Origin of the sequence: Haemophilus sp. UMB1048 (genome assembly GCF_030218125.1) — a bacterium.
GTDB lineage: Bacteria > Pseudomonadota > Gammaproteobacteria > Enterobacterales > Pasteurellaceae > Haemophilus_D.
This window is the reverse complement of sequence record NZ_JASOPB010000003.1, coordinates 50535-77036: the sequence shown is the minus strand read 5'-3', so window position 1 is coordinate 77036 and position 26502 is coordinate 50535. Positions and strand designations below refer to the sequence as shown.

The following is a 26502-nucleotide window of genomic DNA, read 5'->3' as shown; positions in this document are numbered from 1 at the left end:
GCATGGCCGATCCACATATTGAATCTCCAATGGATGTTTGGGATAAACTCACCGTCATTATTTATCGCACAGGCTTTGTGATTGCGGCATTTAGCATCTTGGCTTTAACTTGGTATCCTCAACAGGCTCAAATTGCCGTATTAATTGCGGCAACTTGCTGTGCATCATCCCTTCATATTTATTTAAAACATTTCCGCTTAACATTTCAATTTGCCACGTGGCTTGCACTCTTATGTGCGCTTTTAGGTTGGCATGAATTAGCGTTAGGTGGTGCATTAGTAACACTGGGCGGTTTATGTTTTAAAGAATACTTCTGTTTTAGAGTGCCGCTATTAAATTTACAACCTGCATTTGTCGCCGCACTTTGGTTTGCTTGGGTATTTGAAGGGGGTTGGATTGCTCGAATTTTATCGTTGATTGTCGGCGGATTATTATTGATTCTTGCAGTTCAAAAATGGCGAATGCCACTGCATTTTGATATTGGCGATAAAACAAAATATCAAATCTAACAAGATTGATAGATAAAGGCATAGTGTTTTACGACATTGTGCCTTTTTATTTTGATTAAATTGACCTTTATTTAAAAACAAAAAAAGCACCGAAATTTCGGTGCTTTGTAATTTGGTTGCGGGGGCCGGATTTGAACCGACGGCCTTCGGGTTATGAGCCCGACGAGCTACCAAGCTGCTCCACCCCGCGTCTGACAGCGCGTAATATACTCGTTTCAAAAATTATTGCAAGATTTAAACTGAATTTGACTTTCCGTTTGTTAAGAAAATAAACAATGTGAATATTAATTAATCATTTTATGAAATAGTGCTAGTCCTAAAAGGGAATTTTTGATAGCGTATGCAACTTTGTATTAGTTAGTTTAATTTAGGAAAATAAGAATGAAATTTCGTCAACATCTCGCTGTAAAAATGCTCTCTGTAATGGCGGCAGTTTCGGTGCTTGCATCATGTGGTTCAGCACCAAGTAAAGTCTCTTCAAAAAATAATTCAAGCGTACCGCGTACCGCGACAGGTGACGATCCACAAAAATTTGGAGCAAAGTATAGCGGACGTAATTATCAACAATCTATTTTAAGTCCAGTGGCATCCGTGGAGAACAAAAGTGCGGTCGTCAACCAAGGTGATTTTTTAACGCAGCTTTCTAACGTACGTGGCTATTCAAACTCAATTACCAATCGCTTTGCCGCGAATTATGGAAAAATTACAAACTGGGTGCTTGCAGGGGCTAATGTGAATGAATTAGCACAATATGGTATTAATCCTCAAATTATGAAAGGTTTTGATGGTTACCAAAACGTCTTGATGACAGGTTATTATTCGCCGGTTATTCATGCTCGCCGCACTGCACAAGGCAAATATCAATATCCAATTTATGCGATGCCAAGTTATAAACGTTATAGCCGTGCGGAAATTTACAATGGTGCATTGGCAGGAAAAGGCTTAGAGCTTGCTTATAGTGATTCAATGATGGATAACTTCTTACTTGGTGTACAAGGTAGTGGTTATGTGGATTACGGCGATGGAAATTTAAATTATTTAGCTTATGCAGGTCAAAATGGTTATAAATATCAAGCAGTTGGTCGCTTGTTAGTAGAAGATGGTGAAATTCCAAAAGAAAAAATGTCTATTCAAGCGATTCGTGAATGGGGTAAAGCAAACCCATCTCGTGTACAAGAATTGTTAGAGCGTAACCCATCTTATGTTTTCTTTAAAAATGACCCGACAGGAAAAGTGAAAGGTTCTGCTGGTGTACCTTTAGTACCTATGGCTTCTGTGGCTTCTGACCGCAACGTCATTCCTTCTGGTACCGTATTATTGGTTGAAGTGCCAGATATTGATAACAATGGTAACTGGATGGGCACACACAAATTACACTTAATGGTGGCGCTTGATGTGGGTGGCGCGGTAAATGGCCACCACTTTGACTTATACCGTGGTATTGGCGATCAAGCAGGTCACATCGCAGGTTTATCAAAACACTATGGACGTGTTTGGGTACTACAATAATGGCTCGTGTCGATAACTACGAACAACGTTTTGGCGGCATTGGACGCCTTTATACACCAGAAGGCTTGGCGCGTTTGCGTCAGGCTCATGTGTGCGTCATTGGTATTGGCGGCGTAGGTTCGTGGGTGGTGGAAGCGCTTGCGCGAAGTGGTATAGGGCAGATCACCATGATTGATATGGATGACATTTGTGTCACTAATATTAATCGTCAGCTTCCTGCATTAAGCGGCAATATTGGCAAGCTTAAAACGGAAATGATGGCAGAGCGCGTTAAGCTGATTAACCCAGAATGTGTGGTGAATATTATCGATGATTTCATTTCACCAGATAATCAAGCTGAATACTTAAATCGTGGCTATGATTATGTCATTGATGCCATTGATAATGTGAAAACCAAAGCGGCGATGATTGCCTATTGCAAACGTAATAAAATCAAGATTATTACTATTGGTGGTGCAGGTGGTCAGACAGATCCATCCAAAATCCAAATTGCTGATTTAAGCAAAACGATCCAAGATCCATTATTGGCGAAAGTGCGGTCAGTTTTACGTAAGGATTTTAATTTTACCCAAAATCCACAACGTAAGTTCGCAGTTGATGCGGTGTTTTCCAGTCAGCCTCTGATTTTCCCTAAAATGGGCGAGGGCTGTGAAGTATCCGCTACTATGAATTGTGCAAATGGCTTTGGTGCAGCAACCATGATCACCGCAACTTTTGGATTTTTTGCCGTTTCTAGGGTAATAGACAAGTTATTAAAATAAAGAAATGAAACAATGTGAAAACGTTGCTTTTTCTTTATGAATAAAAGTATTCAATAAGATGAAGAAATATCACTTCATTTTTTTAATTTGAAATGTTGCAATTTTATCAAAAAGGCGTAGTCTATGTTGGCTTTGAGAATAATTCCCAATAAAAGTAAGGAAAAAAAATGAAACAAGTATTAAAAATGAGTGCAATTTCTACCGCACTTTTAACGCTTCCAATGATGGCAAATGCAGATGTATTGGCATCCGTGAAACCCCTCGGTTTTATTACATCGTCTATTGCTAATGGTGTAACAGATACGCAAATTTTAGTGCCAGCGGGTGCTTCTCCTCATGATTACAGCTTAAAACTTTCAGATGTGCAAAAAGTGAAATCGGCGGATTTAGTGCTTTGGGTTGGTGAAGATATTGACGCTTTTTTAGCAAAACCAATTAGCCAAATTGATAGCAAAAAAGTCATCAATATTTCTGAGATTCCAGAAATTAAACCGCTTTTAAGTAAAGTTCATCATGAACATTACCATGAAGGCGATGAACACGAGCATGGACATAGCCATGATCATAAGCATGGACACGACCATAAACACGAACACGATCATAAACATGAGCATGGACACGATCATAAACACGAACATGCTCATGAGCATCACGATCACCATCATGATGTAGATGAAAATGGTTTAAGTGTAAACTGGCATTTATGGTATTCACCAACCATTAGTCAAATTGTGGCACAGAAAGTGGCGGATAAATTAACAGAACAATATCCGGATAAAAAAGAGCTCATCGTGAAAAACTTAGCCGATTTTAACCGCACGTTGACCGAGCAAAGCGATAAGATCAAAGCACAATTAGCGCCACTTAAAGATAAAGGCTTCTTTGTGTTCCATGATGCTTATAGCTATTTCAATGATGCTTATGGTTTAAATCAAACCGGTTATTTCACCATTAATCCATTAGTGGCACCAGGTGCAAAAACCATTGCTCACATCAAAGAAGAAATTGAAGAACATCGTGTAAATTGTCTTTTTGCAGAGCCTCAATTCACACCAAAAGTGATTGATTCTCTTGCTCAAAGTACAAAAGTCAATGTAGGTCGTTTAGATCCTATTGGCGATAACGTACAGCTTGGCCCAAATTCCTATGCGAATTTCCTTCAAGCGACTGCTGATAGCTATGCTCAATGTTTAAGTAAATAATCAAAATCTCCCCCTAGCCCCCTCTTTACAAAAGAGGGGGAATATTCTTGAAATATCCCCAAATTTAACCGTACTTTCGTGCTATAATCCGCCCAATTTTTCCCTATCGAGAAAACCCATGAAACAACTATTTGCCACAACTGCCCGTGGTTTTGAAGAACTCTTAAAAGTCGAACTGACAGAGCTTGGTGCAACGGAATGTAAAATTGCACAAGGCGGCGTACATTTTCAGGCTGATGATGAAACACTTTATCGCAGCTTATTATGGTCACGCTTAGCTTCACGTATTTTGTTACCGATTGTAAATGGCAAGGTATATAGTGATTTGGACTTGTATTCAATTGTGACAGGGCAGGATTGGTTAAGTTATTTTGATGAGAAAGCCACATTTTTTGTTGATTTCAACGGGACAAACCAAGAGATTCGCCACACCCAATTTGGTGCGATGCGTGTGAAAGATGCCATTGTGGATTATTTTGAACGCCAAGGGAAAGCGCGTCCAAATGTGGATAAAGACTATCCGGATGTGCGAATTCATGTTTATTTGAATAAAGAAGAGCTCGTCGTTTCACTCGATTTAAGTGGTGAAGCATTACATTTACGAGGTTATCGCGAAGATACAGGTCAAGCACCTTTACGTGAAACCTTAGCCGCTGCGATAGTGCTGCGTTCAGGTTGGAAAAAAGGGACACCATTAGTGGATCCAATGTGCGGTTCGGGTACTCTGTTAATCGAAGCAGCACAGATGGAAGCACAAATTGCACCGCAATTACATCGTTTACATTGGGGCTTTGATTGCTGGAAAGGACATAATCAAGATGCTTGGGATAAGGTGAAAGCAGAAGCGGTACAGCAGGCTGAAACTTATTTTAATCAAAATCCCAAACCACATTTTTATGGCTTCGATCTCGATCATCGCGTACTGAAAAAAGCGCAAAAGAACGCACAAAATGCAGGTGTGGCACATTTAATTCAGTGGAAACAAGGTGATGTCGCCGCATTAAAAAATCCAAGTCCAGATGAAGTGGGAACGGTGATTTGTAACCCGCCTTATGGTGAGCGTTTGGGTACAACTCCTGCTTTGATTGCGTTATATTCGGTATTCGGACAACGCCTTAAAAATGAATTTGGTGGTTGGAATGCGTCAATTTTCAGTAGTGAATCTACCTTGCTTGATTGCTTGCGTATGCGTTCTCATCGTCAATTTAAAGCGAAAAACGGTCCGTTAGATTGTGTTCAGAAGAATTATCAAATTTCAGAACGCAAAGAAAGTGCGGTTGAAAATCCGCTTGAATTTGACCGCACTTCAACGGTAGCGGTGGATTTTGCGAATCGCTTACAGAAAAATATTAAGAAAATTGAAAAATGGGCGAAGCAGCAAGGCCTTGATGCGTATCGTTTATATGATGCGGATTTACCGGAATATAACGTAGCGGTGGATCGTTATGGCGATCATATTGTGGTGCAAGAGTACGCTGCACCGAAAAATATTGATGAAAACAAAGCCCGTCAACGTTTATTGGATGCAGTGACTGCAACCTTACAAGTCACCGGTATTGAAACCAATAAACTGATTTTGAAAGTGCGTCAAAAACAAAAAGGCACGAATCAATATGAAAAATTGGCCAATAAAGGCGAATATTTCTATGTGAATGAATACGGTGCACGGCTTTGGGTGAATCTAACGGATTACTTGGATACAGGATTATTCTTGGATCATCGCTTAACCCGTAAAATGGTTGGTGAAATGGCAAAAGGCAAAGATTTCCTCAATCTTTTCGCTTATACCGGTTCCGCAACAGTGCATGCTGCATTAGGTGGGGCAAAATCGACAACAACCGTGGATATGTCAAACACCTATTTAAACTGGGTAGAGCAAAACCTGATTTTAAATGATATCGAAGGCAAACAGCACAAACTCATCCAAGCAGATTGCTTACAATGGTTAGAAAAATGTGATCGTCAGTTTGATCTGATTTTCGTGGATCCGCCAACATTTTCGAATTCTAAACGTATGGAAGATAGCTGGGATGTTCAACGTGATCACATCAAATTGATGCGTAATCTCAAACGTATTTTACGTTCTAACGGCACCATCGTATTCTCGAACAATAAACGTGGTTTTAAAATGGATTTTGAGGCGTTAGATGAATTGGGATTAAGTGCGGTCGAAATTTCAGCGAAAACCTTACCGCTTGATTTTGAGCGTAATAAACAAATCCACAACTGTTGGATTGTGACAATGAAAGCCTAATAAAAAAGCCCGATAATGATTTATCGGGCTTTTTTATTATTCAACTTCTTTTTGTTTCTCTTTTTCTGAATCATCATGAAGAAGGGTTTCGACCGCGGCTTCATCATTGATATCATCTTCTTTTTCTAAGATTTCAGCCGTTTCTTCATTTAATGCTTCAGCATCAGAATGTGGTTTGATGAAGGGTTTAGGCATCCAATATTTTCGGATGATGTCCGTTGAGAAACCATGTAAAACTTCTTCATTCAAGCGTTCTTGATCTAAATAACGAACTTCCGCAATGATTTCATCTGCTTCAATTTTATTTACACCTAATTGTACTAAGGTTGCATGACTGAGAGTGAGGGCAGACTCAAAGGTCTCACGTACAATAAAGTCCACATCTTTCTTAATAAGACTTACTGTCGTTTTACGGTCATAAGTTCGAGCCAAAATTGGGAGTTTCGGATAAGCATCTTTCAGATTCTCAACAATATTTTCAATTCGCTGTGTATCGTTAATCCCAATGACAACACATTTAGCTTTTTCGATACCCGCTGCACGTAAAACATCAAGACGAATACCGTCACCGTAATAGACTTTAAAACCGAATTTCGCTGCCGCACGGATGTTTTCGATGTTGCGGTCAATCACCGAGACGTTAATACCACGAACAAGAAGCGATTGACACACGATTTGGCTGAAACGACCGAAACCAATCACGAGTACACTATCTTCTAAATCCACAATAGGATCAAGATCGCTGGTATCCACTTTTTCCTCTTGATTTGCTGATTTGCGTTGGTTGATTTTACGCATTAATAAGCCAATCAATGGTGAGAATAACATTGAGATAATCACCGCAGCGGTAAAAGTCGCATTTTGATCTTTTGTCATCACGCCTGCAGTGGTCGCAGCAGAGAAGAGTACGAATGCAAATTCCCCACCGTGTGCCATGATGGTCATTCGGCCAACAGATTCAGTACGGTCTAGTTTCGTAATACGCGCTACGGTATAAACGGCTAAGGCTTTGCCGACGATATAAAGGCATACGATACCTAACAACCAAACCGCATCATTGAAGACTAAACTGAGGTCAAGCGACATTCCCACGCCCATAAAGAAGAGACCGAGCAATAAGCCACGGAATGGTTCAATATCGGCTTCTAATTGGTGGCGGAATGCGGATTCTGAAAGCATTACACCCGCAACGAATGCGCCCATCGCCATTGAAAGGCCACTCGCTTCCATTGCCAATGCCGCACCTAATACAACAAGTAAAGCGGCAGCCGTCATCATTTCACGAATATGGGCTTTAGAAATCAAGCGGAAAATAGGGTTCATTAACCATTTACCCGCAACGACTAAACCGACAACGGCGCCGAGTGCAATAGCAATAGATGTCCAGTTGGTTTGATGTTCAATATGTTTGGTTTCAGGCGTTAAAAAGGCAATAGAAGCCAATAATGGCACAATGGATAAATCTTCAAAAATTAAGGTAGAAATAACTCGTTGGCCTTTTGGTGTATTCGTAATTCCGCGTTCTTCTAATACCTGCATCACAATAGCGGTGGAAGAAAGGGTAAAGCCCATACCCGCAATAAATGCGACTTCTTTAGGAAGATTTAAAATATAGATACCCGCAAAGGTAAGCAGAGCACCACACAGCCCGACTTGTAGAAAGCCCCGTCCGAAGATTGCTTTTCGCATGGCCCATAAACGTTCCGGATGCATCTCCAAACCGATAATAAATAAGAACATCACCACGCCAAGTTCAGCCATATGCAGAATCGATTCGGCATCTTTCACTACGCCGAAAACGGAAGGACCAATTAAACAGCCAGCCACTAAATAGCCTAACACGCTACCTAAGCCAATACGCTTAAAAAGCGGCACGATAGTGACACTGGTAGCAAGCAGGACTACAGTTTTAATTAATTCAGGGCTGACGACATTCGACATAGGGCAAAAAACCTTAGTAAAAACAGGGAGTATGAGAAGAAAGTTGACTTGTATTCTAGCTTTTTTTCACTAAATAAAAAACACAGAAAAGCAAGAAATTGGTATAATTTACAAAAACTTTACACGCATAAAAATGGTCAGTTTTTTGACCGCACTTTAGAGGTATTATGACATTACAATTCAATATGGTCGCGTTGTTATTGGTTTTCTTAATTGTTTTAGGTTTAATTAGCCAAAATAGCGCGATTACCATCTCAGCCGCCGTGCTGTTAATCATGCAGCAAACCTTATTATCCAAATACATTCCTATACTCGAACAATACGGTGTCAAAATCGGGATCATCATTTTAACGATTGGTGTCCTAGCGCCGTTAGTGTCGGGAGAAATCCAACTGCCCGATCTCAGTTCATTTTTAAACTGGAAAATGGGCGTGTCGATTGCAACGGGAATATTCGTCGCATGGCTCGCGGGGAAAGGCGTGCCATTAATGAGTGAACAACCTGTTTTAGTCACAGGGTTATTAATTGGTACGATTATTGGTGTGTCTTTCTTAGGCGGTATTCCGGTGGGACCTCTAATCGCCGCAGGGATTTTAGCGGTATTAATAGGAAAATTTTAAATGAAAAACAAATGGTTATTTATCGCGGGATTAAGCGGCTTTTTATGTGTGGCGATTGGTGCTTTTGCGGCACATGGATTAAGCAAGGTTTTAGAACCTAAAGAATTAGCGTGGATTGAAACGGGTGTGAAATATCAAATGTTCCACACCATTGCGATTTTAGCGATTGGCATTTTGCAATTATGCCGTGAATCATTGATTGCAAACAAAATAGTTAATCTTGCTGCAGGGACTTGGGCGTACGGCATTCTTCTTTTTAGTGGCAGCCTTTATGCACTTGCGCTTGGTGCAGGCAAGTTCCTCGTTTGGGTGACACCGATTGGAGGTACGTTATTTTTAATTGGTTGGCTTTGCTTGGCTTACGGTGGTTTTAAAAGTAAATCAGTATGAAGAACAAATCAGTCAAACGTGAATTGAATCCGATACAACAATCTCTCTTTTCGAAACTCAACGATGTTATGCTGGTAGATCAACGTCGTTTATTCGCCCGCATTCATGGTATTGGAAAAATTAAAAGCCAAGAGGCTCAACAAGCCGTTGCTGCTGAAATTCAGTTGCAGATTGAACAGGCTCAATTGCGTGTGGAAAGTCGTAAAAGTGCGGTCAAAAATCCGATTGTTTTTCCAGAGAGTTTGCCCGTTAGTCAACGCAAAGCAGAAATTCAAAAACTGCTTTCTGAGCATCAGGTCATTGTGGTGGCAGGGGAAACCGGTTCAGGTAAAACCACCCAATTGCCGAAAATGTGTTTGGAATTAGGTTTCGGCAATCTGGGTATGATTGGTCATACTCAACCACGCCGTATTGCTGCTCGTTCGGTGGCGGCGCGTATTGCGGAAGAACTGGAAACGGAGCTAGGTGGTTTAGTTGGTTATAAGGTTCGTTTTAACGATCAAATCAGTGATGATACGCAAATCAAGTTGATGACTGACGGGATCCTGTTAGCAGAAATTCAAAACGATCGTTTTCTCAATCAATATTCTTGTCTGATTATCGATGAAGCCCACGAACGTAGCCTAAACAACGATTTTATTCTCGGTTATCTGAAACAGCTTTTACCACGTCGTCGTGATTTGAAACTTATCATCACTTCTGCGACCATTGATGTGGAACGTTTTTCCAAACATTTCAACAATGCCCCGATTATTGAAGTCTCGGGCAGAACCTATCCTGTTGAAGTGCGTTATCGTCCCGTAGTGGAAGAAGACGATCAAGATCAGCTACAAGGCATTCTTAATGCGGTGGATGAACTGCAAGCGGAAGGTCGAGGCGATATTTTGATCTTTATGAACGGTGAGCGTGAAATTCGCGATACCGCTGAAGCTTTACAAAAACAAAATCTAAAACACACGGAAATTCTACCGCTCTTTGCTCGCTTGTCTGCGCAAGAACAGAATAAAATTTTCCATCCAAGCGGATTAAATCGCATCGTGTTGGCGACCAACGTCGCGGAAACTTCATTGACCGTGCCGGGCATTAAATATGTGATTGACCCAGGTACTGCGCGCATTTCCCGTTATAGCTATCGCACCAAAGTACAACGGTTACCGATTGAACCCATTTCACAGGCTTCTGCGAATCAGCGTAAAGGTCGTTGTGGTCGTGTGAGCGAAGGGATTTGTATTCGTTTATATTCGGAAGAGGATTTTAATTCTCGTCCGGAGTTTACCGATCCTGAAATTCTGCGCACCAATTTAGCCTCCGTTATTTTGCAAATGACAGCATTGGGTTTGGATGATATTGAAGCCTTCCCATTTGTGGATGCCCCAGATAAACGCCATATTCAAGATGGTATAAAACTGTTGGAAGAATTAGGTGCGTTTGAAATGGTTCGCACCAAAGCAGGCGAGAAACGTCAATTAACGGCTGCAGGTCGTCAATTAGCTCAACTCCCTGTGGATCCTCGTTTAGCGAAGATGTTGCTGACCGCTGTCTCACAAGGTGCGTTGCATGAAGTGATGATTATTGTCGCCGCGTTATCCATTCAAGATCCTCGCGAGCGCCCACAAGAAAAACAGCAGGCTTCCGATGAAAAACATCGCCGTTTTGCTGATAAAAAATCAGATTTCTTGGCTTTCCTCAATCTTTGGCGTTATCTACAAGAACAACAAAAAGAATTGAGTAAAAACCAATTCCGTCGTCAGTGCCAAAAGGATTTCTTAAATTATTTACGTATTCGCGAATGGCAGGATATTTATCATCAAATTCGTTTAACCGCGCGTGAAATGGGCTTGCCGATTAATTCCGAAAAAGCAGAATATCAGCAAATTCATACCGCACTTTTAAGCGGTTTGCTTTCTCATATCGGTTTAAAAGAAGCGGAAAAACAACAATATCTTGGTGCACGTAATGCCCATTTTGCAATTTTCCCCAATTCTGTACTTTTCAAAAAACAACCGAAATGGGTGATGGCGGCAGAGTTAGTAGAAACCTACAAACTTTGGGGGCGTATGGTGGCGGAAATCGAGCCAGAATGGATCGAGCCACTTGCCGAGCATTTAATTAAAAAATCCTATTCAGAACCGCGTTGGTCGAAATCCCGTGGTGCAGTGATTGCTGATGAAAAAGTCACGCTTTACGGTGTGCCGATTGTGGCTGCGCGACCAGTGAATTACGGTTCTATTGATCCGACGGTAAGCCGTGAGATCTTCATTCAATCAGCCTTAGTGGAAGGGGATTGGAATACCAAACATAAGTTCTTTAAAGAAAATCAACGACTCGTTCGAGAAGTAGAGGAATTGGAGCACAAAAGCCGCCGCCGCGATATTTTGGTAGATGACCGCACGCTTTTTGAATTTTACGATCAGCGTATTGGTACGGAAGTGGTTTCCCAAAAACATTTTGATACCTGGTGGAAAAAGGCGCAGCAAAAAGATCCTGAATTGCTTAATTTTGAACGCTCATTCTTGATTAATGATGATGCGGAACAGGTGAGCAAGCTGGATTTCCCGAATTTCTGGCATCAAGGCAATTTAAAACTCAAATTAACTTATCAATTTGAACCGGGTACTGATGCAGACGGCGTGACGGTTCATATTCCATTACCATTACTCAATCAAGTGGAAATGACCGGTTTTGATTGGCAAATTCCAGGCTTGCGTGAAGAGCTGGTGATCGCGTTGATTAAATCTCTGCCGAAATCTTATCGCCGTAACTTCGTACCTGCACCTAATTATGCCCAAGCTTTTTTAAGTCGTGCCGTGCCATTGGAGAAACCGTTATTAGATACGCTAATTTATGAATTACGTCGTATGACGGGCGTCACCGTAGAAGCAGAACATTGGAATTGGGAACAAATTCCAAGCCATCTGAAAATGACGTTCCGTGTGGTGGATGAAAACGGCAAGAAAATCGCTGAATCCATGAATTTGGATGAGCTGAAATTCAACTTAAAAGATCGCGTACAGGAAAGTATTTCTGCTGTGGCAGATGATGGCATTGAGCAAAGCGGGCTGCATATTTGGAGTTTTGCAGATTTACCACAATGTTATGAACAAAAACAACGTGGCTTTAGCGTCAAAGCGTTTCCGGCCATTGTAGATGAAAAAGATGCCGTAGGTATCAAACTGTTTGAAACAGAGTTTGAGCAAGCAGTGGCAATGCAACAAGGTTTGCGTCGTTTGTTGCTGCTCAATGTGCCATCACCGATTAAATATCTGCATGAAAAATTGCCGAATAAAGCTAAATTGGGGCTGTATTTTACTCCGTTCGGTCGTGTGTTGGATTTGATTGATGACTGTATCGCTTGTGCCGTGGATAAGCTGATTGCCGATTTTGGCGGTTTTGTTTGGGATGAAGCAGGCTTTGAAAAATTACGTGATTTCGTGCGGGAAAACCTTAACGAAGTGACTGTGGATATTGCGCAGAAAGTAGAGCAAATTCTCTCCCTTAACCATGCCTTAAACCAACGTTTAAAAGGCAAAATGGATTTCACTATGGCTTTTGCCTTTTCTGATATTAAGGCACAATTAAGCGGGCTAATTTATCCAGGTTTTGTGCAAAAGAGCGGTTATGATCGCCTACCGGATTTACAGCGTTATCTGCAAGCGGTAGATAAACGTATCGATAAACTGGCTCAAGATGTGAACCGTGATCGTGCGGCGATGCTACGCGTGGAACAAGTGCAACAGGCTTACCAACAATTACTGGCTAAACTGCCAAAATCCAAACCAATTTCCGATGAAGTCGCGGAAATTCGCTATATGATTGAAGAATTGCGAGTAAGCTTATTTGCGCAGCAATTAGGCACGAAGTATCAGGTGTCGGATAAGCGGATTTTGAATTTGATTAATGAATAACAATATGAGGAATTAATATGGAAAATCAATTAGTAGCAGGTGGTATTTCAGCAATTATTAGTATTGCAACATCTGTTGCTACGAATACACTTTTTACAAAAAGCGTGGATGAAATAGATAAAGCCTTAAAAAGTGACAACCCAGATTTACAAGCTTTTGGAAAAAACGAAGCTAAATTAAAACGTTTATCTTCAGAAAGAAGACTAAAAATACACGAATTTTTTCCTGGATTGGTAAAAACATCAATAGGGGAGAAAATCTGTACAGAATTTGTTGAAGGACTTAATGATTTGTCAGAAGAACAAAAGTCAGATATTAGGAATAGAAGTATAAGATTGGCAGAGAGTGATATTCATCTGACATTAAATAATGTAAGTGTTGCAAATGATATTCTAGAGGAGATTCAAAAAGTTGATGATAAATTATTATCAGATATGTTTAACGAGTTACTTATATCTAATTTTGATTCTAACTTAAAGGAGAAAAATTATAGGGTTTATCTTAATATTTTAAAGGACTTAAGCCCTGATTGCGCTAATATTTTTAATGAATTTATAGGTATTTATTCTGAATTTGCTTTAAAGTCAATTAATAATCAATATGTGGATTTTAAAGCCTTACTTGATAAAGAAAAATCTGTTCTTTTAGCTGAAATATCTCTTATTGGAGATTTAGAAAGAAAATTAATAGATATTAAAGATATGAGTTTGATAGACAATCTTGAAAGATTAAAATTAATTAAAGTGGAAGGGCTTTACCCTAAACTGAATATCAATCCTACGGGTGTGGCTTATGGAGAAAACCTATCAGAAATTCTTGAAAAGTATAAACCCAGTGATACTCTTCTAAGAGTATCTCTCACTGAATTAGGAGAAAAATTTGCCAGAATTGTTGGTATTTTAAAGTAGTTAAATTACATATATATCAGTTCTTAATCTAATTGTTCCATAATAGTTATTATGGATATGGGGTTATTTTTTCTAATTTTTTCAATCTCAAAACTCAACCAAAACTAACCGCACTTTCTCCCTCAAACTCTTTTTGTGATCTACCTCAAATTTTCGTATTGAACTGATTTACAACTGTCAATTCAATCGCTATCTTGCTGATATTATTATTTTAATAATGAGGTAAATTATGGATCTGATTATAGGTTTGATTGCCATTGTCTTGGTGGCATATTACATCGTGAAAGGCTATTCAGCGACCGGCGTGTTGATGTTCGGTGGCTTGGTCTTGTTATTCATTTCTGTGCTGATGGGACATTCGATTTTACCGGAAGGCGTGAAAAGCACCGGTTCTACTTATTTCGATATTTTAGAATATGTGAAATATCTACTCGGTAATCGTGGCGGCGGTTTAGGCTTGATGATCATGGTGTTATGTGGTTTCTCCGTGTACATGACTCATCTTGGCGCGAACGATGTGGTGGTGAAATTGGTTTCAAAACCACTGAAAAATATCCGTTCACCTTATATTTTAATGGTGTTTGCTTACTTCCTTGCATGTTTAATGTCTTTTGCCGTGTCATCTGCAACAGGTTTAGGCGTGTTATTAATGGCGACATTATTCCCTGTCATGGTAAACGTGGGGATTTCACGAGGGGCTGCTGCAGCAATTTGTGCATCGCCAATTTCTATTATTCTTTCTCCAACATCAGGCGACGTGGTGCTTTCTGCTGAAATTTCAAAAATTCCTTTAGGTGAGTTTGCCTTTGGCACCGCCTTGCCAGTTTCAATTTTTGCGATTTTAGGGATTGCTGTCGCGCACTTCTTCTGGCAGCGTTATTTAGATAAAAAAGAAGGTGTACAAGTAGAACGTTTGAATGCAGATGAAATTAAAACCACTGCACCAAACTACTATGCGATTTTGCCATTATTACCCATTATCGGCGTGTTGATTTTTGACGGTAAATGGGGCTTACCAAATTTACACATCGTTACTGTGATGGTGCTTTGTTTTATCATTACTGCAACGGTAGATTTCTTACGTAGCTTTAACGCAAAACAAACGTTTGATAATCTTGTGGTGGCATATCGCGGTATGGCAGATGCCTTTGCGGGCGTGGTAATGCTTTTAGTGGCTGCAGGTGTATTTGCACAAAGTTTAAGTACAATCGGCTTTATCACTAATTTAATCGACTCTGCACAAACCTTCGGCGGTTCAGCATTCTTTATGATGTTAGTGCTTGCGGTGATTACTATTTTAGCAACGATGGCGACAGGTTCTGGTAACGCGGCGTTCTATGCTTTTGCAGAATTAATTCCAAAATTAGCAACACAAATGGGCGTCAACCCAGCGTTCTTAACCATTCCAATGTTACAAGCCTCTAACTTAGGTCGTGGTTTATCACCGGTTTCCGGCGTGGTTGTGGCGGTATCCGGTATGGGAAAAATCTCACCATTTGAAATCGTAAAACGTATGTCTGTCCCAATGTTGGTTGGTTTTATTTGTGTGATTATCGGCACAGAAATCTTTGTTTCCGTTGCCGCCTAGCTTGATAGGTAAAAAAGAAGGGCTGATAGTAAATATCAGCCCTTTTGTTTTGAGTTAAGTGCGGTTAATTTTCTCGCTATTTTTGATTTTATGCATTTGATGATTTTCAAAGGCTTTCACCAAATCAGCGACTTTTTCGCCTTCCGGTAAAACCAAATCTTGTGCGATATCATTAAGCGGCACAATCACAAATTCGCGGTTTTTCATATCATAATGAGGCACGGTTAAGCGTTCATTTTGAATGATTTGATCACCATAAAGCAGAATGTCCAAATCCAGTGTACGCTCACCCCAACGACGTAAACGCACGCGACCTTGTTCATTTTCGATACGTTGCAATTCATCGAGTAAAGCTAAAGGTGGGCGAGTGGTTTCGATCATCGCCACTGCATTTACATAATCCGGTTGATCCTGCGGGCCTAATGGTTTGCTTTGATAAAATCCACTGACAGATTTTAATTCGGTATTAGGTAGCGCAGAGATTGCCTGTAATGCCGAATTTAATTGTTCTGTAGGCATATTTAAATTGCTGCCAAGGGCGATATACACTTGAACCATTAGTTAGCCGCCTTAGGTTTACGTCTGCGATAATATTTTTTCTTTGGCGCTGGATGCAATTTTTGTTGCTCTTGAACCAACTGGCGACGTTGTTCTTGATTGCTGAGTTGGTACTCATGCCACCATTTTGCGAGCTCAACGGCTTCACCGCCTTCCACTTCAGCACGCATCGCCAATAAATCAAAGGCTGCACGGAATTTTTGATGTTCCATCGTGCGAGCAGGGTGAGAACCCGTGCGTTTAAGCAATTGTAATTGCAACATCCAAATATCACGAATGACGGATGTATGACGACGAGGTGCGGCTAATGATCGGCATAATTGATCAAGCACTTCATTTGCCGCAAGAGCGTAAGCATCATGATTGTTTAAACCACCTTCATTTTTCAGCACATCCACTTTTTCGCGTAATGGATACCAGAAGAATGCCGCAAATAAAAAGGCTGGATTGATACGTAATTTGTCGGCAATACGTTCATCAGTTGAATTTAACGAAGTTAAAATCATGCGTTCTGCAAGGCTGTCTTCTTTTTCGGTAAAATAAGGCGTTAAGCTTGGGAACAGTTGTTCAAATAAGCCATATTGACGAAGTAATTTATAGGTTTTTACACCATTGCCAGACTGCAATAATTTTAAGCTTTCATCAAATAAACGCGCCGGTGGAATATTTTTCAGCAATGGTGCAAGCTCACGAATTGGCTGTTCACTTGGTTTTTCCAAGAACATATCCAATTTCGCCATAAAGCGCACAGAGCGTAGCATACGCACAGGATCTTCTTGATAACGGGTAACGGGATCGCCAATCAGACGTAATTTTCCGTTTTTCAGGTCATCAATTCCGTTGAAATAATCACGCAACGTATTATCTTGCGGATCGTAGTAAAGGGCGTTTACGGTAAAGTCACGGCGCTCCGCATCTTGTTCAATGGTGCCATACACGTTATCACGCAGTAACATTCCTTCATCGCTTTGTTTCGCTTGATTTTCGCTGCGCGCATCCGAATGGCTAGCACGGAATGTGGCCACTTCGATCACATCGCGTCCAAACATAATATGCGCAAGACGGAAACGACGACCAACTAAACGGCATTGACGTTGGAATACCGCTTGAATTTGGTCGGGACGTGCATTCGTTGCCACATCAAAATCTTTTGGATGCTTACCCAACAATAAATCACGCAAACAACCACCAACGATGTAAGCGTCATAACCTTGACGTTGCAATTTTTCTACCACGGTAATGGCATTACGGCTAAACATACGTGGGTTAATACCAAAATGAGAGGCTTTAACGATATGTTTGTCGTGACGATGCGCTTGGGTGTTCGTTTTTTTGTGGTGAGAAGAGGACGGGGCGATCTTGGGTTGTGAACGCTCTGTTTTTGAAACGTTTGGTTTTTCAGTTTTTGGCGCTGTTTTTGGGACAGGCGAATTTATATTGGTTTCAGTTTCTTTTTTAGTTTTTTTACCAAATAAATTTTTTATATAAGTAAGAATAATTTACTCCATTCTCTATGTTAAATGCGCATTTGATAAAAACACGAAAAGTGCGGTTGTTTTTGACCGCACTTTTTCGTTGGGTTATTTGAATCAATTAACCTGCGACTTGTTTTTCACGAATTTCAGCAAGGGTTTTGCAATCGATACAAAGATCAGCAGTAGGACGTGCTTCTAAGCGACGAATGCCAATTTCTTCCCCACAAGAATCGCAGTAACCGAAATCATCGGTGTCCAATTTTTTCAATGTGTATTCAATCTTTTTCATTAATTTACGCTCGCGATCGCGGTTACGTAATTCAAGACTGAATTCTTCTTCTTGGGTCGCACGGTCAGCTGGATCCGGGAAGTTTGAAGCTTCATCTTGCATATGAGCAACAGTTCTTGATGCTTCTTCCACAATTTGCTCGTGCCATGCAGTTAAAATTTTTCTGAAATGAAGAATTTGATCTTCATTCATGTATTCCTCATCTTTCTTTGGTTGATAAGGTGTAACACCGGCTAAATCCAGCAAACTTAGAGATGCCTTAGACATTGATAACTCCTAATAATAGTACAGAATTTAATGACGTCCTGTCTTGTTTTTTGTGATGAGTTCTTACCACTAAAATAGCTGATATAAGAACCTAGTTATTTTAAGGGCGATATAAATAGCAGAACTTCATCTATTTAGCAAATAAATTTAGCCCGGAAATTTAAATTTTGCGATCGAGATCGCAAAAAATGGCGTAATTATTTGTTTATTTATGAGGTTAAGGCTAGGTTGCCTTATTTTCTCGCTATAAATCACACTCCAAATGAAACTCACGTTATTTCAACTGTGCATCATGCTCATCATTTCAGCCTTTTCTTTACTTGTCGTGCCCGATTTTTTACTGTTTACCTGGCAACGAGCGGGGCTGAGCATTTTATTGTTGGTTATGACCGCATTTTGTTTCCATTGGTTCAATTATTTTAAAGTCAGAAATTTTTGCATTAACGGCATTTGGTTTTTACTTATCTTAGCTTACGTGCATTCACAAGCCTTATCGTTGTTGACTCAAGCAGAAAAAATATCCAGCTTACCGAATAAAATCACGTTAGATCTTCACATCTCAGAAATTCTTCATCAGCAAGATTATCAAACGTTGGTTGCGACGACGTCTTTATTTGATGGGGCAGAACAACAAATTTTTATTAATTGGAGAGCACCAGAAAAACCACAACTCGGCGAAATTTGGCGGGCTGATGTAAAGCTTCGTCCTATTTCGGCGAGATTAAATCATGGAGGATTTGATCGACATAAATGGTATTTCTCCAAAAGGATTATTGCCGTAGGGAATGTGAAAAGTGCGGTCAAAATTGGAGACGATTTTTCTTACCGCACAGATTTTCTACAGAATAGCCTCAAACAGACGGAAGGACTTTCTTTGCAAGGCTTGCTTATCGCATTGGCATTTGGCGAACGGGCTTGGCTGGATAATAAAACGTGGCTGATTTATCAACAAACGAATACGGCACATTTGATTGCTATTTCAGGACTCCATATCGGTTTAGCAATGGGGATAGGCTTTTTCTTTGCTCGATTATTGCAACGTGCACTGCCTACACGCTTTATTTCGCCCTGGTTTCCGCTTTGCTTTGGCGTGTTGATTGCTTTAGGTTACGCCTATTTAGCAGGATTTAGTTTACCGACCTTTCGTGCAATGATGGCATTATTTTTTATTGCAATCTTTCAATTTTTGCGACGATATTACACGCCTTCGCAAATGCTTTGTTTAGTGGTGGCGTTTTTACTGTTTTGTGATCCGCTTATGCCGCTTTCGGTGAGCTTTTGGCTTTCAGTAGGTGCTGTTACCTGTCTGATTGTGTGGTACCGATATGTTCCCTTATCAATCTTTGAGTGGCAGCATCAAAAATTATCCAACAAAGTGCGGTGGATTTTAGGCTTGTTTCATTTGCAGTTTGGGTTGTTGATTTTATTTACGCCCATTCAGCTTTTCTTTTTTAATGGCTTGGCGTTAAATGGATTCTTGGCGAATTTAATTGCAGTGCCCTTATATAGCTTCTTACTTGTACCCTTGATTCTCTTTGCGGTGTTAACGAATGGCGCATTTTCTTCTTGGCATCTTTCAAATGCGATTGCTCAAGGTATTACACAATGCCTCAGTTTTTTCCAAGACTCGTATATGCCAATTTCAATTAATTTATCCCTCATTCTGACCGCACTTTTAAGTCTTGTTTTTGGCGGAATGTTATATGGATTGTATTTAGTATCTCAAGTTCAAACAAAAAACACACCGTTAAAATCGAGTCGATTTTTCACGTTAAATAGTACAAAAATCTTACTGCCAGAAGATTATAAACAAGCTCTATTGGGCGTAATCCTTATTTTAAGTGTTTGTATGAGTACGCTTGGGTATCGATATATCATGAAACCCAAATGGCAGTTAGATACGTTAGATGTTGGACAAGGTTTAGCAACCTTAATTGTAAAAGAGGGGAAAGGCGTGTTGTATGACACGGGGCCCGCTTGGCAGAGTGGGATAGGTGGATCTTCCATGGCAGAATTAGAAATATTGTCTTATCTTCAACGAGAAGGCATTGAACTTGAAACCTTGATTTTAAGCCATGATGATAACGATCATTCAGGTGGCGCTAAAGCGATTTTAGCCGCATATCCAGAGATTGAACTGATTACACCTTCTCGTAAAAACTATGGTGAAACGCACCGCACTTTTTGTCTTCAGGGGAAGCAATGGCAGTGGCTAGGACTTGATTTTAAAGTTCTTTCACCGACGCAAATTACAGACAGGGCAGATAATCCCCAATCTTGCGTGATTTTATTCACGGATGGAGAGTATCAGATCCTTTTAACCGGTGATGCTGATGTGGCAACAGAAAGCTCTTTTGCTGAAAAAGCAGGCAAAATTAATGTGTTACAGGTGGGGCATCATGGCAGTAAAACCTCAACAAGCGAGTTTTTACTGGGACAGACGAAACCTGATCTTGCCTTAATTTCAAGCGGACGATGGAATGCGTGGAATTTTCCTCATCCAACGGTGATTGAACGATTAAATCGTTATCAAAGTGCGGTCGAAAATACGGCTATTTCAGGTCATATAAGGTTAAATTTTACTGAAAAAGGCATTGAAATTGAAAAGGCGAGAGGAGATTTTTCACCTTGGTTTGCCCGTGTAATTGGATTATCCCCGAAATAACAGGTACAATGCAGCCAATTTTTATTAAGACAATGTGATGCAAGAACAAACTATGCAAGATAAAGATTTCTCAACCTCGCAAACTTTTAAGCGTTTATGGCCGATGATTTCACCTTTTAAATCGGGTTTATTTGTCGCTGCTGTCGCTCTCGTTTTTAATGCATTGGCTGATTCTGGCCTGATTTATATGCTTAAGCCGTTGCTCGATGATGGGTTTGGGAAAGCCGATCATTCCTTCCTAAAACTGATGGCGTTTGTTGTGGTTGGTATGATTATGTTGCGTGGTGTGACTAACTTTATTTCCAGCTATTGCTTGGCTTGGGTCTCTGGCAAAGTGGTGATGATTATGCGTCGCCGTTTGTTTAAACATTTAATGTTTATGCCAGTAAGTTTCTTTGATCGTAATTCAACGGGGAAATTGCTTTCTCGTATTACTTACGATTCAGAAATGATTGCCAATTCTTCCTCTAATTCATTAGTGACTATTGTCCGTGAAGGGGCCTATTTAATTTCATTGCTCGTGGTGATGTTCTATACCAGTTGGGAATTGACATTGGTTCTTTTCGTCATTGGGCCAATTATTGCGGTGCTTATTCGCTTTGTATCGAAGATCTTCCGTAAGCTTAGTAAAAATATGCAAGATTCTATGGGGGAATTAACTTCTGCGACGGAACAAATGCTAAAAGGGCATAAAGTGGTGCTTTCTTTTGGTGGGCAATTAGTGGAAGAAGAGCGTTTCGATAAAGTGAGTAACGATATGCGCCGTAAAGGCATGAAGATGGTGACTGCTGATGCCATTTCAGATCCTGTCGTGCAAGTGATTGCCTCTTTGGCGTTAGCCGCGGTGCTTTATTTGGCAACCACACCATTAATTGCGGAGCATAATTTAACCGCAGGTTCTTTCACTGTCGTCTTTTCTTCCATGTTAGCGATGATGCGTCCTTTAAAATCCTTGACGAATGTGAACTCACAATTCCAACGAGGCATGGCTGCTTGTCAGACATTATTTTCTATCTTAGATTTAGAAACTGAAAAAGATAATGGCACATATAAAGCAGAACCTGCAAAAGGTGATTTAGAATTTAAAAATGTGAGTTTTGCTTATGAGGGTAAAGAAGAGAAAGCCTTAAATAATATCTCTTTTTATGTGCCCGCAGGCAAAACTGTGGCATTAGTGGGGCGTTCAGGTTCGGGTAAATCAACCATTGCCAATTTAGTGACGCGTTTCTACGATATTGATGAAGGTGAGATTTTATTAGATGGCGTGAGAATTCAAGATTATCGTTTATCTAATTTACGTGAGAATTGTTCTGTTGTTTCTCAACAAGTGCATTTGTTTAATGATACGATTGCCAATAATATTGCCTATGCAGCAGAAGATAAATACAGCCGTGAGCAAATAATCGAAGCAGCAAAAGCAGCTTATGCCCTTGAGTTTATCGAGAAACTTCCGCAAGGTTTTGATACCGTTATTGGTGAGAATGGAGCAAGTCTTTCTGGTGGTCAACGTCAGCGTTTAGCCATTGCTCGTGCGTTATTACGTAATTCACCTGTCTTAATTTTAGATGAAGCGACGTCTGCTCTTGATACCGAATCTGAACGTGCGATTCAGTCTGCATTAGAAGAACTGAAAAAAGATCGTACGGTATTGGTTATCGCCCATCGTTTATCAACCATTGAAAATGCCGATGAAATCTTAGTCATTGAACACGGTGAAATTAAAGAACGTGGTACACACCAAGATTTATTAGCACTTGATGGCGCGTATAAACAATTACACAGTATGCAGTTTAGCGGATAAAATAATAAGGGCGAACCAATGTGTTCGCCCAAAATCAATATAGGATAAATGAAAATGCCTTTTTGGTACTCTAATTCAAAGCTTGCTTGGTTGCTCCTGCCTTTTTCACTGCTATTTTGGTTGATTAGCCAAATTCGCCGAGCATTATTTTTCCTGAATATCTTATCCTCTTATAAATCCCCGAAGCCCGTCATTATTGTTGGTAATCTTTCTGTTGGTGGAAACGGTAAAACCCCTGTCGTGGTGTGGCTAGTTGAAGAGTTACAAAAACAAGGATTACGTGTAGGCGTGATTTCTCGTGGCTATGGTAGCCAATCAAAAACCTATCCTTTGCTTGTCACACCGGAAACAGACCCTGTTCAAGGGGGCGATGAACCTGTTTTAATTGCCAAAAGAACAGGTGTGCCTGTGGTGATTTCACCGAATCGTCAACACGCTATCGAATTACTTTTGAAAACACAGGATTGCGATCTGATTATTTCGGATGATGGATTACAACATTATAAGTTGCAGCGTGATATTGAAATTGTGGTGATGGACGCAGAACGTGCTTTAGGGAACGGCTTTGTATTACCCGCTGGGCCTTTACGTGAATTACCAAGTCGCTTAAAAAGTGTGGACTTTGTGATTACTAATGGCGGAAAAAATGCTTATTCTGATGCCATTATGACGTTAGTTCCTCACTATGCGATTAATTTAGTGACAGCAGAAAAACGCTTGCTAAGTGAGTTTACCCAAGGTTCAGCTATTGCGGGAATTGGCAATCCTCAACGTTTTTTCACGATGTTGGAAAATTTAAATGTTCGTTTAGAAAATACGAAAGCTTTTCAAGATCATCAACATTTTGAGCAACAATTGTTAGAAAAACTCGCTGAAAATCAACCGCTCTTTATGACCGAAAAGGATGCCGTAAAATGCCAAGCGTTTGCTAAAGAGAATTGGTGGTATGTTCCAGTTGATGCGGAGATTGTTGAGGCTGAAAACCAAGGCCAAAAACTTCCACAATTGTGGGAAAAAATCCGTCATTTAGTTTAACTCTATTCGAGTGAAATATGCGTGAGAAACTCAATCCTCGATTATTAGACGTGATCGCTTGTCCACGTTGTTTGGCAAGATTGAAATACGATCAAGAAAATCAACGGCTTATTTGCCCTTTTGAGCAAGTGGCGTATCCTATTGAGAACGGCGTGCCGGTTTTGTTGGCAGAGAAAGCCGAAACATTGAAAGAATAAGGAATGATTATGTCATTTACAGTTATTATCCCTGCTCGTTTTGCATCGAGCCGCTTACCAGGTAAACCTTTAGCAGATATTGCCGGTAAACCTATGATTCAACATGTTTTTGAGAAAGCTCAACAATCAGGGGCAAGCCGAGTAATTATTGCAACAGATAACGAACAAGTTGAAAAGGCAGCAAAAGCTTTTGGGGCAGAAGTGTGTATGACATCAGAAGCGCATAATTCCGGTACAGAGCGTTTAGCGGAAGTAGTGAGTAAGCTTGGTATTGCTGATGATGAAATTATTGTAAACATCCAAGGGGATGAGCCGTTAATTCCCCCCGTCATTGTGAGTCAAGTGGCAGACAATTTAGCGAAGTTTAACGTGAATATGGCGACACTTGCGGTAAAAATTCATGAAGCGGAAGAGTTATTTAATCCAAATGCGGTGAAAGTCGTTACTGATAAAGATGGCTACGTTTTATATTTCTCTCGTTCAGTGATTCCTTACGATCGTGATCAGTTTATGCAATTAGAGGATATCTCAAAGGCACAACTTGCAGATGTGTATCTTCGCCATATTGGTATTTATGCTTACCGTGCGGGCTTTATTAAACAATATGTGCAATGGGCACCAACGCAGTTAGAAAACTTAGAGAAGTTAGAGCAACTCCGTGTATTGTGGTACGGTGAGCGTATTTATGTGGAATTGGCGAAAGAAGTCCCGGCTGTTGGTGTGGATACGGCTGAAGATTTAGAAAAAGTGCGGTCAATTTTGGCGTAGTTTTTACTGATGTTTGATTCCAAGAAGTTTCTCTCAGACGTTTCTCATGAACCCGGTGTTTATCGTATGTATGACGATAAAGATCAGGTTATTTATGTGGGCAAAGCGAAAGATCTCAAAAAGCGACTTTCCAGCTATTTCCGCAAAAACTTAAGCAGCAAAAAAACAGAAGCCTTGGTGGCATCAATTCATCATATTGATACAACCATTACTTCTTCTGAAACCGAAGCATTATTGCTTGAGCATAACTTTATTAAACTTTACCAACCTCGTTATAACGTATTATTGCGAGATGATAAATCCTATCCTTTTATTTTACTGACGAAAGAACGTCATCCTCGTATTACTTCTTATCGCGGAACAAAAAAAATTGCAGGTGAGTATTTCGGACCTTATCCTCATGCAGGTGCAGTGCGTGAAACCTTGTCGTTAATGCAAAAATTATTCCCTGTTCGTCAATGTGAAAATTCGGTTTATAACAATCGTTCCCGCCCTTGTTTGCAATATCAAATCGGGCGTTGCTCCGCACCTTGTGTGCCAGGCTATGTGACTGATGAGGAATATAACCAACAAGTTGAATTAGCACGACTATTTTTACAAGGAAAAGATCAGCAAGTATTAGATTATCTCATTGGCAAAATGGAGCAGGCGAGCCGAGACTTGGATTTTGAAGGCGCGGCACGTTATCGTGACCAAATTCAAGCGGTTCGTGCTGTTATCGAAAAACAATTTGTTTCCAATGAGCGTTTGGATGACATGGATATTATGTCCATTGCGTATCAGCACGGTTTAGCTTGTGTTCAGGTAATGTTTATTCGTCAAGGCAAAGTATTGGGCAATCGCAGTTATTTTCCGAAAGTGCCTGCTAATACAGATTTATCTGAACTCACAGCCACTTTTGTTGGGCAGTTCTATTTGCAAGGTCATCAGGGCAGAAGTATTCCTAATAGTATTATTGTGGATCATAAATTAGATGAAAAAGCGGAGCTTGAGGCCTTATTAACTGAACAAGCCGGCCGAAAAGTGGTGATACAAGAATCTGCTAAAGGCGATAAAGGCAAGTATTTGCAGTTGGCACAAATTAATGCCAAAGCGGCCTTAGCGACTCAACTTAAACAATCTTCCCGAATGTACGAACGTTATCAAGCGCTTTGTGAATTGCTCGATATGCCTGAAATTAAACGCATGGAATGTTTTGATATTAGTCATACGATGGGTAATCAAACCGTGGCATCTTGCGTGGTATTTAATCAAGAAGGCCCACTGAAATCAGATTATCGCCGTTTTAATATTGAAGGTATTACGGGTGGTGATGATTATGCAGCGATGGAGCAAGCCTTAAAGAAACGTTACGACCGCGATCTTGATGAAGATAAAATTCCCGATATTATTTTTATTGATGGTGGTAAAGGGCAGCTTAATCGTGCCTTAGAGGTTTTTCATCACCTCAACGTAAAATGGGATAAAAACCGACCGCACTTAATTGGTGTTGCAAAAGGTGTAGATCGTCGAGCAGGACAAGAGGTGTTGATTATCAGCAAACAAGATCGTGAAATCCATTTGCCGGATGATAGTCTTGCGTTGCATTTAATCCAACATATTCGAGATGAAAGCCATAATCATGCGATTAGCGGTCATCGTCAAAAACGCCAAAAAGCCTTTACCCAAAGTGGATTGGAAACCATTGAAGGGGTAGGTGCTAAACGACGTCAAGCCTTGTTGAAATATTTAGGTGGATTGCAAGGTGTCAAAAATGCCACGTTGGATGAAATCGCCTCTGTACCCGGTATTTCTAAAGCGTTAGCAGAAAAGATTTTCGAGACCTTAAAAAGTTAGGAAAAATCTTGATTTTCTACGTGA

20 protein-coding genes and 1 tRNA gene are annotated in these 26502 nt (G+C 40.4%); 16 read left to right on the top strand and 5 right to left on the bottom strand.

Annotated elements, in window-relative coordinates:
- Window positions 1-2 precede the first annotated feature (2 nt).
- On the top strand, window positions 3-509 hold the full coding sequence (locus QP437_RS03490) for a DUF2301 domain-containing membrane protein (RefSeq protein ID WP_285266974.1): 507 nt from the start codon (window positions 3-5) through the stop codon (window positions 507-509).
- 113 nt (window positions 510-622) lie between these two features.
- Here the strand turns inward: QP437_RS03490 and QP437_RS03485 are convergent.
- Window positions 623-699 (bottom strand) — tRNA-Met (locus QP437_RS03485).
- 191 nt (window positions 700-890) lie between these two features.
- Here QP437_RS03485 and mltA point away from each other — a divergent pair.
- The 4 genes from mltA to rlmKL all read left to right on the top strand — a co-directional run bounded on the left by mltA (window position 891) and on the right by rlmKL (window position 6235).
- Window positions 891-2018, top strand: a complete 1128-nt coding sequence (gene mltA, locus QP437_RS03480) for a murein transglycosylase A (protein WP_285266973.1) — start codon at window positions 891-893, stop codon at window positions 2016-2018.
- On the top strand, window positions 2018-2779 hold the full coding sequence (tcdA, locus tag QP437_RS03475) for a tRNA cyclic N6-threonylcarbamoyladenosine(37) synthase TcdA (protein WP_285266972.1): 762 nt from the start codon (window positions 2018-2020) through the stop codon (window positions 2777-2779). The genes mltA and tcdA overlap by 1 nt, the downstream gene beginning before the upstream one ends.
- A 167-nt stretch (window positions 2780-2946) precedes the next feature.
- Window positions 2947-3981, top strand: coding sequence for a zinc ABC transporter substrate-binding protein ZnuA (gene znuA, locus QP437_RS03470; protein WP_285266971.1), 1035 nt, complete (start codon window positions 2947-2949; stop codon window positions 3979-3981).
- A 118-nt stretch (window positions 3982-4099) separates the two neighbouring features.
- Window positions 4100-6235, top strand: coding sequence for a bifunctional 23S rRNA (guanine(2069)-N(7))-methyltransferase RlmK/23S rRNA (guanine(2445)-N(2))-methyltransferase RlmL (rlmKL, locus tag QP437_RS03465; RefSeq protein WP_285266970.1), 2136 nt, complete (start codon window positions 4100-4102; stop codon window positions 6233-6235).
- Between the two features lie 36 nt (window positions 6236-6271).
- On the opposite strand, the gene QP437_RS03460 is transcribed toward rlmKL, so the two are convergent.
- Window positions 6272-8176, bottom strand: coding sequence for a monovalent cation:proton antiporter-2 (CPA2) family protein (locus tag QP437_RS03460; protein WP_285266969.1), 1905 nt, complete (start codon window positions 8174-8176; stop codon window positions 6272-6274).
- 167 nt (window positions 8177-8343) lie between these two features.
- On the opposite strand from QP437_RS03460, the gene QP437_RS03455 reads away from it, so the two are divergent.
- The 5 genes from QP437_RS03455 to dcuC all read left to right on the top strand — a co-directional run bounded on the left by QP437_RS03455 (window position 8344) and on the right by dcuC (window position 15587).
- Window positions 8344-8796, top strand: a complete 453-nt coding sequence (locus QP437_RS03455; protein WP_285266968.1) for a DUF441 domain-containing protein — start codon at window positions 8344-8346, stop codon at window positions 8794-8796.
- Window positions 8797-9186 carry a DUF423 domain-containing protein gene (locus QP437_RS03450; protein ID WP_065244346.1) on the top strand — a complete coding sequence of 130 codons (390 nt, stop codon included), beginning with the start codon at window positions 8797-8799 and terminating at the stop codon, window positions 9184-9186.
- Window positions 9183-13091, top strand: a complete 3909-nt coding sequence (gene hrpA, locus QP437_RS03445; RefSeq protein WP_285266967.1) for an ATP-dependent RNA helicase HrpA — start codon at window positions 9183-9185, stop codon at window positions 13089-13091. Before QP437_RS03450 ends, hrpA begins: the two co-directional genes overlap by 4 nt.
- Window positions 13092-13108: 17 nt before the next feature.
- Entirely contained in the window at window positions 13109-13999 is an 891-nt protein-coding gene (locus tag QP437_RS03440; protein ID WP_285266966.1) for an Abi-alpha family protein, read from the top strand.
- A 229-nt stretch (window positions 14000-14228) separates the two neighbouring features.
- The gene (dcuC, locus tag QP437_RS03435; RefSeq protein ID WP_285266965.1) at window positions 14229-15587 is read left to right on the top strand and encodes an anaerobic C4-dicarboxylate transporter DcuC; all 1359 of its coding nucleotides are present in this window, start codon (window positions 14229-14231) and stop codon (window positions 15585-15587) included.
- Window positions 15588-15641: 54 nt separating this feature from the next.
- Here dcuC and folK read toward each other — a convergent pair whose 3' ends face one another.
- The 3 genes from folK to dksA form a co-directional block, all read right to left on the bottom strand.
- Window positions 15642-16145 carry a 2-amino-4-hydroxy-6-hydroxymethyldihydropteridine diphosphokinase gene (gene folK, locus QP437_RS03430; protein ID WP_285266964.1) on the bottom strand — a complete coding sequence of 168 codons (504 nt, stop codon included), beginning with the start codon at window positions 16143-16145 and terminating at the stop codon, window positions 15642-15644.
- Complete coding sequence (gene pcnB / locus QP437_RS03425; protein WP_285267065.1) at window positions 16145-17503, bottom strand: polynucleotide adenylyltransferase PcnB; 1359 nt, start codon at window positions 17501-17503, stop codon at window positions 16145-16147. Before pcnB ends, folK begins: the two co-directional genes overlap by 1 nt.
- 235 nt (window positions 17504-17738) lie before the next feature.
- Window positions 17739-18176, bottom strand: coding sequence for an RNA polymerase-binding protein DksA (gene dksA, locus QP437_RS03420; protein WP_014065107.1), 438 nt, complete (start codon window positions 18174-18176; stop codon window positions 17739-17741).
- Window positions 18177-18438: 262 nt separating this feature from the next.
- Here dksA and QP437_RS03415 point away from each other — a divergent pair, with 262 nt between their 5' ends.
- From QP437_RS03415 to uvrC, 6 genes are read left to right on the top strand one after another with little or no spacing between them, the layout of a single operon-like run.
- Complete coding sequence (locus QP437_RS03415; protein ID WP_285266963.1) at window positions 18439-20841, top strand: DNA internalization-related competence protein ComEC/Rec2; 2403 nt, start codon at window positions 18439-18441, stop codon at window positions 20839-20841.
- A gap of 37 nt (window positions 20842-20878) precedes the next feature.
- Window positions 20879-22642 (top strand): lipid A ABC transporter ATP-binding protein/permease MsbA, encoded by a 1764-nt coding sequence (msbA, locus tag QP437_RS03410; protein ID WP_285266962.1) that lies wholly within the window; start codon window positions 20879-20881, stop codon window positions 22640-22642.
- A gap of 54 nt (window positions 22643-22696) precedes the next feature.
- Window positions 22697-23677 carry a tetraacyldisaccharide 4'-kinase gene (gene lpxK, locus QP437_RS03405; RefSeq protein WP_285266961.1) on the top strand — a complete coding sequence of 327 codons (981 nt, stop codon included), beginning with the start codon at window positions 22697-22699 and terminating at the stop codon, window positions 23675-23677.
- A 17-nt stretch (window positions 23678-23694) separates the two neighbouring features.
- Complete coding sequence (locus tag QP437_RS03400) at window positions 23695-23874, top strand: Trm112 family protein (protein WP_049372406.1); 180 nt, start codon at window positions 23695-23697, stop codon at window positions 23872-23874.
- 9 nt (window positions 23875-23883) lie between these two features.
- Window positions 23884-24642, top strand: coding sequence for a 3-deoxy-manno-octulosonate cytidylyltransferase (kdsB, locus tag QP437_RS03395; protein ID WP_285266960.1), 759 nt, complete (start codon window positions 23884-23886; stop codon window positions 24640-24642).
- A gap of 9 nt (window positions 24643-24651) precedes the next feature.
- Entirely contained in the window at window positions 24652-26478 is a 1827-nt protein-coding gene (gene uvrC / locus QP437_RS03390) for an excinuclease ABC subunit UvrC (protein ID WP_285266959.1), read from the top strand.
- Window positions 26479-26502: the final 24 nt, after the last annotated feature.